Origin of the sequence: Cellulosimicrobium cellulans, assembly GCF_001722485.1 — a bacterium.
GTDB lineage: Bacteria > Actinomycetota > Actinomycetes > Actinomycetales > Cellulomonadaceae > Cellulosimicrobium > Cellulosimicrobium cellulans_A.
In genome coordinates this window covers 1-7513 of sequence record NZ_LWGL01000151.1, presented here as the reverse complement: position 1 = coordinate 7513, position 7513 = coordinate 1, and the positions used below count along the sequence as shown (strand labels likewise).

Below are 7513 nucleotides of genomic sequence, written 5' to 3'. Positions count from 1 at the left end.
GTGACGCCGCGGACCCTGCCCGCCGACCCCGAGGTCAACGCTGCGGCCGAGGCCGTCCGCGCCGCCGAGCCGGTCGCGACCGCGCAGCCCGCCACCGCGCCCTACGCGCAGGTCCCGGCCCGCAAGGTCCCCGGGGCGCCGAGCGACGAGGGCGAGGCCGTCGACGACGTGCAGAAGCTGCGCGGCCCCGCCGCGCGCGTGGTCACCAACATGGAGTCGAGCCTCCAGGTGCCCACCGCGACGTCGGTGCGCGCGGTGCCGGCCAAGCTCATGGTCGACAACCGCATCGTCATCAACAACCACCTGGCGCGCGGCCGCGGCGGCAAGATCTCGTTCACGCACCTCATCGGCTTCGCGCTCGTCGAGGCGCTCGCCGACATGCCGGTGATGAACGCGAGCTACACCGAGCTCGACGGCAAGCCGGCCGTCAACCAGCCCGCGCACGTCAACTTCGGTCTCGCGATCGACCTCGCCAAGCCGGACGGCTCGCGCCAGCTCCTCGTGCCGAGCATCAAGAAGGCCGAGACGATGGACTTCGCGCAGTTCTGGTCGGCGTACGAGGACCTCGTGCGCCGTGCGCGCGGCAACAAGCTCGGGGTCGACGACTTCGCGGGCACCACGATCTCGCTGACCAACCCCGGCGGCATCGGCACGGTCCACTCCGTGCCGCGCCTCATGCAGGGCCAGGGCACGATCATCGGCGTCGGCGCGATGGACTACCCGGCGGAATTCGCCGGCGCCTCGACCGAGCGCCTCGCCCACCTCGGCATCTCGAAGGTCCTGACGATCACGTCGACCTACGACCACCGCATCATCCAGGGCGCGCAGTCCGGCGAGTTCCTGCGCATCCTGTCGAGCAAGCTCCTCGGCGAGGACGGCTTCTACGACCGCGTGTTCGCCGCGCTGCGCATCCCGTACGAGCCGGTGCGCTGGGTCCGCGACAACACGACGGACGCGCAGATCGAGGCGGCCAAGCCGGCGAAGATCGCCGAGCTCATCCACTCGTACCGCTCGCGCGGCCACCTCATGGCGGACACGGACCCGCTCGCGTACCGCCAGCGCAAGCACGGCGACCTCGACATCCAGAACCACGGCCTGACGCTGTGGGACCTGGACCGCACCTTCCCGACGGGCGGGTTCGGCGGCAAGCAGAAGTCGTCGCTGCGCGACGTCCTCGGCCTGCTGCGCGACTCGTACTGCCGCACGGTCGGCGTCGAGTACATGCACCTCGCGGACCGCGCGCAGCGCAAGTGGCTGCAGGAGCGCCTCGAGTCCGGCTACGCCCGGACGCCGCGCGAGGACCAGCTGCGCATCCTGCGCCGCCTGAACTCCGCCGAGGCGTTCGAGACGTTCCTCCAGACGAAGTTCGTCGGCCAGAAGCGCTTCTCGCTCGAGGGCGGCGAGTCCCTCATCCCGCTGCTCGACGCGATCCTGTCGAAGGCCGCCGAGAACGGGCTCGACGAGGTCGGCATCGGCATGGCCCACCGCGGGCGCCTCAACGTGCTCGCCAACATCGCGGGCAAGAGCTACGCGCAGATCTTCGCGGAGTTCGAGGGCAACCTCGACCCGAAGAGCGTGCAGGGCTCGGGCGACGTCAAGTACCACCTCGGCACCGAGGGCACGTTCACCGCGGAGTCGGGCGCGACGACGAAGGTCTACCTCGCGGCGAACCCGTCCCACCTCGAGGCCGTCGACCCGGTGCTCGAGGGCATCGTGCGCGCGAAGCAGGACCGCATCGACCTCGGCGGCGACGGCTTCTCCGTCCTGCCGATCCTCATCCACGGCGACGCGGCCTTCGCGGGCCAGGGCGTCGTGCCCGAGGTGCTCAACCTGGCGCAGCTGCGCGGGTACCGCACGGGCGGCACCGTCCACGTCGTCGTCAACAACCAGGTCGGCTTCACCACCGGGCCGTCGTCGTCGCGCTCGACGACGTACGCGACCGACGTGGCCAAGGGCTACCAGGTGCCGATCTTCCACGTGAACGGCGACGACCCGGAGGCGTGCGTGCGCGTCGCCGAGCTGGCCTTCGCGTTCCGCGAGCAGTTCGACCGCGACGTCATCATCGACCTCATCTGCTACCGCCGCCGCGGGCACAACGAGGGCGACGACCCGTCGATGACGCAGCCGCTCATGTACAACCTCATCGAGGCGAAGCGCTCGGTCCGCAAGCTCTACACCGAGAACCTCGTGGCGCGCGGCGACATCACGATCGAGGAGGCCGAGCACGTCCTGCAGGACTACCAGGCCCAGCTCGAGCGCGTGTTCACCGAGACGAAGGAGGGCGGCTTCACCCCGCCCGCGTCGACGGAGCCGGTCGCCGGCCTCGAGCGCCCCGAGTCCCAGCGCGAGGACGCCGGCACGATGGTCGGCTGGCGCACCGCCGTGTCCCCCGGCGTCGTCGAGCGCATCGGCCAGGTGCACGTCGCGCCGCCCGAGGGCTTCACGGTGCATCCCAAGCTCGCGCAACTGCTCGAGAAGCGCCGGCAGATGGCCGTCGAGGGCGGCATCGACTGGGGCTTCGGCGAGCTCGTCGCCTTCGGCTCCCTCCTCATGGAGGGCACCCCGGTCCGCCTCGCGGGCCAGGACTCGCGCCGCGGCACGTTCGTCCAGCGCCACGCGGTGCTGCACGACCGCGAGACGGGCGCCGAGTGGACGCCGCTGCTGTACCTCTCGGCGGACCAGGCGAAGTTCTGGGTCTACGACTCCTCGCTGTCGGAGTACGCCGCGCTCGGCTTCGAGTACGGCTACTCCGTCGAGCGTCCCGACGCGCTCGTGCTGTGGGAGGCGCAGTTCGGCGACTTCGTCAACGGCGCCCAGACGGTCATCGACGAGTTCATCTCGTCGGCCGAGCAGAAGTGGGGCCAGTACTCGTCCGTCGTCATGCTCCTCCCCCACGGGTACGAGGGCCAGGGGCCGGACCACTCGTCCGCGCGCATCGAGCGGTTCCTCCAGCTCGCGGCCGAGGAGAACATGACGATCGCGCAGCCGTCGACGCCCGCGTCGTACTTCCACCTCCTGCGTCGGCAGGCGTACGCACGCCCGCGCCGCCCGCTCGTCGTCTTCACGCCGAAGCAGCTCCTGCGCCTCAAGGCGGCCGCGTCGCCGGTCGAGGACTTCACGCAGGGCACGTTCCGGCCCGTGATCGGCGACGCCGCGGCAGACCCGGCGAAGGTCGACCGCGTCCTGCTGTGCACGGGCCGCGTGTACTACGACCTCCTCGCCGAGCGCACCAAGCGCGGCGACGAGGCCACGGCGATCGTCCGTCTCGAGCAGCTCTACCCGCTCGACGTCGAGGGCATCCGCGCCGAGATCGCGAAGTACGGCGACGCGGACGTCGTGTGGGTGCAGGACGAGCCGGAGAACCAGGGCGCCTGGTCCTTCGTCCACATCAACCTGCCGGAGGACCTGCCGCGCGTGCGCGTGGTGTCGCGGCCCGCATCGGCCTCGACGGCCGCCGGCACCGCGAAGAAGCACCAGGCCGAGCAGGCCGTGCTCCTCGGGCAGGCGTTCACCCGCTGACGCGCACGGCGCGGCCCGGCTCCGGCCAGGTACGCGCCGAGCACGACGAGGGCCTCCTCCCGCTCCGGGAGGAGGCCTTCGTCGTGCTCGCTGCCGGTGCTCGCCGCCGGGCGCCGCGACGGCGCCCGGCGGTCCGCCTCACCAGCGGTCGTGGATCTTGTCCCGCAGGTAGGCGTCGTAGATCTCGCGCACGCCGGACGCGAACAGCGGTCCCAGCACGTCGGCGCCGCCGGCCTCGGCGTTCGCGCGCGCCTGCTCGGCGCTGCGCGCGCCGGGGATGACCGTGGAGACGCCGGGCTGCTGCCACACCCACGCGATCGCGGCCTGCGCGGGCGTGAGCCGCTCGCCCAGGGTGTCGCGCACCACCGCCGCGAACTCGCCCGCCGCGCGCACGCCGGTCTCGTAGTCGACCCCCGAGAACGTCTCGCCGACGTCGAACGCGCTGCCGTCGCGGTTATACGTGCGGTGGTCGTCCGCGGCGAACGTCGTCTCGCGCGTGTACCGGCCCGAGAGCAGGCCCGACGCGAGCGGGACGCGCGCGATGATGCCCACCCCGGCGTCGGACGCGGCCGGCAGGACGGCGTCGAGCGGCTTGAGGCGGAACGCGTTGAGGATGATCTGGACGGTCGCGACGTGCGGACGGGCGATCGCGGTCAGCGCCTCGTCGACCGTCTCGACGCTCACGCCGTAGGAGGCGATCGCGCCCTCGGCGACGAGCGTGTCGAGCGCGTCGTACACCGCGTCGCGCGAGTAGACGGCGGTCGGCGGGCAGTGGAGCTGCACGAGGTCGAGGCGATCGGTGCGCAGGTTGCGGCGCGAGCGGTCGGTCCACTCGCGGAACTTCGCGAGCGTGAAGTTGTCGGGGTCCTGCGCCTCGCGGCGCCCCATCTTCGTCGCGACGGTGATCCCGTGCCCGGGGTTGTCGGCGAGGTAGCCGCCGATGATCTGCTCGCTGCGGCCGTCGCCGTAGACGTCCGCGGTGTCGAAGAACGTCACTCCCGCCTCGACCGAGGCGTCGAGCACCGCACGGGCGTCGTCCTCGTCGACGTCGCCCCAGTCGGCGCCGAGCTGCCACGTCCCCAGCCCCACGACCGACACGAGCCGTCCCGTGCGTCCGAGCACCCGTCGTTCCATCGTCTCTCCTCCTCCTGCCACGGGCGCGACGGTGCACGCACCCGGGCACCGAGTCTGACGGGCGGACGCCCCACGTGCACCCCGCAACGCCGAGTAGCGTATGTGCGCGTGAACATCGACGCTCCTTCCGGCGCCCAGCTGCGCATCTCCCACGGCGACCACGTCGCCACGATCACCGAGGTCGGGGCGGCGGTGCGCGAGTACGCCGTCGGCGGGCGCCCGGTCTTCGTGCCCTTCGCCGAGGACGAGGTCTCCCCCGCGTACAACGCGGCGGTGCTGCTGCCGTGGCCCAACCGGCTGCGCGACGGGCAGTACGAGGTGGACGGGACGACGTACCAGCTCCCGGTGAACGAGCTCGAGCGCCGCACCGCCCTCCACGGGCTCGCCTGCTGGCAGCGCTGGGAGGTCGTCGAGCACACGGACGCGTCGGTCTCCCTCCAGCTGCGCCTCGTCCCGACGCCGGGCTACCCGTTCGCGCTCGTCTCGCGCGCCACGTACTCGCTCGACGACGACGGCCTGCGCGTGCACGTGCGCACGACCAACGCGGGCGCGGGCACCGCTCCGTACGGCGTCGGCTTCCACCCGTGGCTGTCCCCCGCCGGGGCGGACCTCGACGACTGCACCATCCGGCTGGACGCGACGACCCGCGTCACGACCGACGACCGCCTCCTGCCCACGGGCACGGAGCCGGCGGCCGGCGCGTTCGACCTGCGCGAGACGCGCTCGCTGCAGGGCGTCGACCTCGACGACGCGTACGTGGACGTGCTGCGCGACGACGCAGGCCTGTCCTGGATCCGCCTCGGCGCCCCGGACGGCCGCACCGCCGCCGTGTGGATGGACGCCTCGATGGACACGTGGCAGATCTGCACGGGCGACCACGTCGGTGACGTCGCGTTCCGGCGCACGGGTGTCGCGGCCGAGCCCATGAGCTGCATCGCGGACGCCTTCCGCACGGGCGAGCGGCTCGTGCGCCTCGCGACCGGCGAGTCCCACGAGGTGACGTGGGGCGCCACGCTCCTCTGAGCCCGACCGCCCCCGCGCGCAGGCCGGGCGTTCGGCACGGCACCGACACGCCGGACGAACCGGACGGGATCGCCGCGCGCTCCCGCCGTCGGGGAGAATGACACCCGTGGAGGACGCGGCACAGCGAGAAGTTCGGATCTGCGTCGTCGGCGACGAGCTGAGCGCCGGCGTCGGGGACGCCAAGGCCCTGGGGTGGGCGGGGCGCGTCGTCGCGCGCACCCGCTTCCCGCGGCCCGCGCACGTCTTCCCCCTCGCCATCCCCGGCGAGACCACGACGGCCCTGAGCCAGCGCTGGGAGGCCGAGACGGCGCGGCGCTTCTCGCTCGAGCCCGAGGTGGACAACCGCCTGGTGGTGGGCCTCGGCCGGCACGACCTCGACGCCGGCCTCTCGGTCGCGCGCTCGCGCCTGAACCTCGCGAACATGCTCGACGTCGCCGAGGCGCGCCGGCTGCCGACGTTCGTCGTCGGGCCGCCCCCGGGGCACCCGAAGGACGCGGACCGGCTCGCCGAGCTGTCGAACGCGTTCGCCGACGTCGCGAACCGGCGGCGCGTGCCGTACGTCGACACGTTCAGCCCGCTCGTCACGCACGAGCAGTGGCTCGCGGACCTCGCGCAGAGCGGCAACGGCTTCCCGGGGCAGGCGGGCTACGGGCTCATGGCGTGGCTCGTGCTCCACACCGGCTGGCACGCGTGGCTGGGCCTGCCGGACGACACGGTCTGACCAGGAAGTCACGACACGCAACGAGGGCCCGTGCCAGGCGGTCCCGGCACGGGCCCTCGGTGCGCTGGTCCGCGCGGGGCGCTCAGGCGCGCGAGACGGCGAGGTCGCCCGACACGGTGCTCGCGGACACGTAGGCGGACCCCACGCCCGGCTGGTCGGCGGGCCGGTCGGCGTGGTCGACGGACGTCGTGCGCCGGGCCGCGCTCTGCAGGCGCACGCCGTCGAGCGAGACCTTGCCCGTGACGCTGCGCGCCTTGACGTTGACGGGCGTCGCGGCGCCCAGGCGGACGCCGACGTCGCCGGAGACGGTGCGCGCGTCGACGAGCGGCGTGCTCTCGCGGGCCACGACCTCGACGCCGCCCGTCACGGTGCTGACGGACACGCGCCCGAGCGACCCCGCCACCGTCACCGCGCCGGACGCCGAGCTGATGCGCGCGTCCCCGACGTGCTCGGCGACGTCGACCGGGGCCGACGCCGACCGGACGGCGACGTGGCCCGAGCTGCCCTGGACGCGCACGGGGCCCGTCGCGGTCGTCACGCTGAGGTCGGCCTCGGCGCCGGTGACGGTCGTCGTCGCGCGCACCGTCGTGACCTTCACGGGCACCCGGGCCGGCACGACGAGCCGGACGACGGCGCAATCCTTGTCGCGCATCCCCTTGGCGCGGTCGACGAGGCCCTCGACGCCGGCGAAGTCGTACCCGACGCGCAGCTCGCCGTCGTGCTGGCTCACCTGCAGCGGCCGCTCGGAGACGTCCGCGACCTCGACGCGGGCCCCGGTCTCGCGGCCCGGGTCGGCGACGACGTCGACCGACCCGTCGGTGAGCTCGACGACGACGCGGCGCACCTCGGCGACGTCGACGTCCTGGGGGGAGGTGATGCTCCACGACTCGGTGCTCATGCGGTCTCTCTCCTTCGGTGGGGGTGGTGGTCATCGCAGGGTCGCCCGGACCGCCCGGCGCGCGCCGTCGAGCACGGTGCGCAGGGTGTCGAGCGTGAGGTCGGTGACGGCGTCCGCGGCCTCGGCGCGGCGCAGGTCGGCGCGCACGTCGTCCCGGAAGCGCTGCAGGAGCGCCTCCGCCTCGGCGCGGCGCGAGGCGGCCGCGGCCCGGGGCCGGT

The 7513-nt window shown here is 73.3% G+C and carries 5 protein-coding genes and 1 pseudogene; 3 read left to right on the top strand and 3 right to left on the bottom strand.

Going from position 1 to position 7513, the window contains the following annotated elements:
• A partial coding sequence (locus JZ5iCDA_RS13910) for a multifunctional oxoglutarate decarboxylase/oxoglutarate dehydrogenase thiamine pyrophosphate-binding subunit/dihydrolipoyllysine-residue succinyltransferase subunit (RefSeq protein ID WP_069387707.1) occupies positions 1 to 3519 on the top strand: 3519 nt, incomplete at its 5' end.
• 138 nt (positions 3520 to 3657) lie between these two features.
• Here the strand turns inward: JZ5iCDA_RS13910 and JZ5iCDA_RS13905 are convergent.
• Positions 3658 to 4653, bottom strand: a complete 996-nt coding sequence (locus JZ5iCDA_RS13905) for an aldo/keto reductase (RefSeq protein ID WP_069387706.1) — start codon at positions 4651 to 4653, stop codon at positions 3658 to 3660.
• A gap of 108 nt (positions 4654 to 4761) precedes the next feature.
• Between JZ5iCDA_RS13905 and JZ5iCDA_RS13900 the strand changes: the two genes are divergently transcribed.
• Complete coding sequence (locus JZ5iCDA_RS13900) at positions 4762 to 5676, top strand: aldose 1-epimerase family protein (RefSeq protein ID WP_069387708.1); 915 nt, start codon at positions 4762 to 4764, stop codon at positions 5674 to 5676.
• Between the two features lie 106 nt (positions 5677 to 5782).
• A complete protein-coding gene (locus tag JZ5iCDA_RS13895; protein WP_253182098.1) occupies positions 5783 to 6397 on the top strand; it encodes a GDSL-type esterase/lipase family protein in 615 nt (204 codons plus the stop codon).
• A gap of 82 nt (positions 6398 to 6479) precedes the next feature.
• Here JZ5iCDA_RS13895 and JZ5iCDA_RS13890 read toward each other — a convergent pair whose 3' ends face one another.
• Both JZ5iCDA_RS13890 and JZ5iCDA_RS19005 read right to left on the bottom strand, forming a co-directional pair.
• The gene (locus JZ5iCDA_RS13890; protein ID WP_069387704.1) at positions 6480 to 7295 is read right to left on the bottom strand and encodes a DUF4097 family beta strand repeat-containing protein; all 816 of its coding nucleotides are present in this window, start codon (positions 7293 to 7295) and stop codon (positions 6480 to 6482) included.
• Between the two features lie 30 nt (positions 7296 to 7325).
• Positions 7326 to 7513, bottom strand: a pseudogene (locus JZ5iCDA_RS19005) (PadR family transcriptional regulator); the annotation flags it as partial.

Excerpts from the sequence above, each read along its gene's own strand:
- JZ5iCDA_RS13890 (WP_069387704.1), bottom strand. The coding sequence starts at position 7,295 with ATGAGCACCGAGTCGTGGAGCATCACCTCCCCCCAGGACGTCGACGTC.
- JZ5iCDA_RS13905 (WP_069387706.1), bottom strand. The coding sequence starts at position 4,653 with ATGGAACGACGGGTGCTCGGACGCACGGGACGGCTCGTGTCGGTCGTG.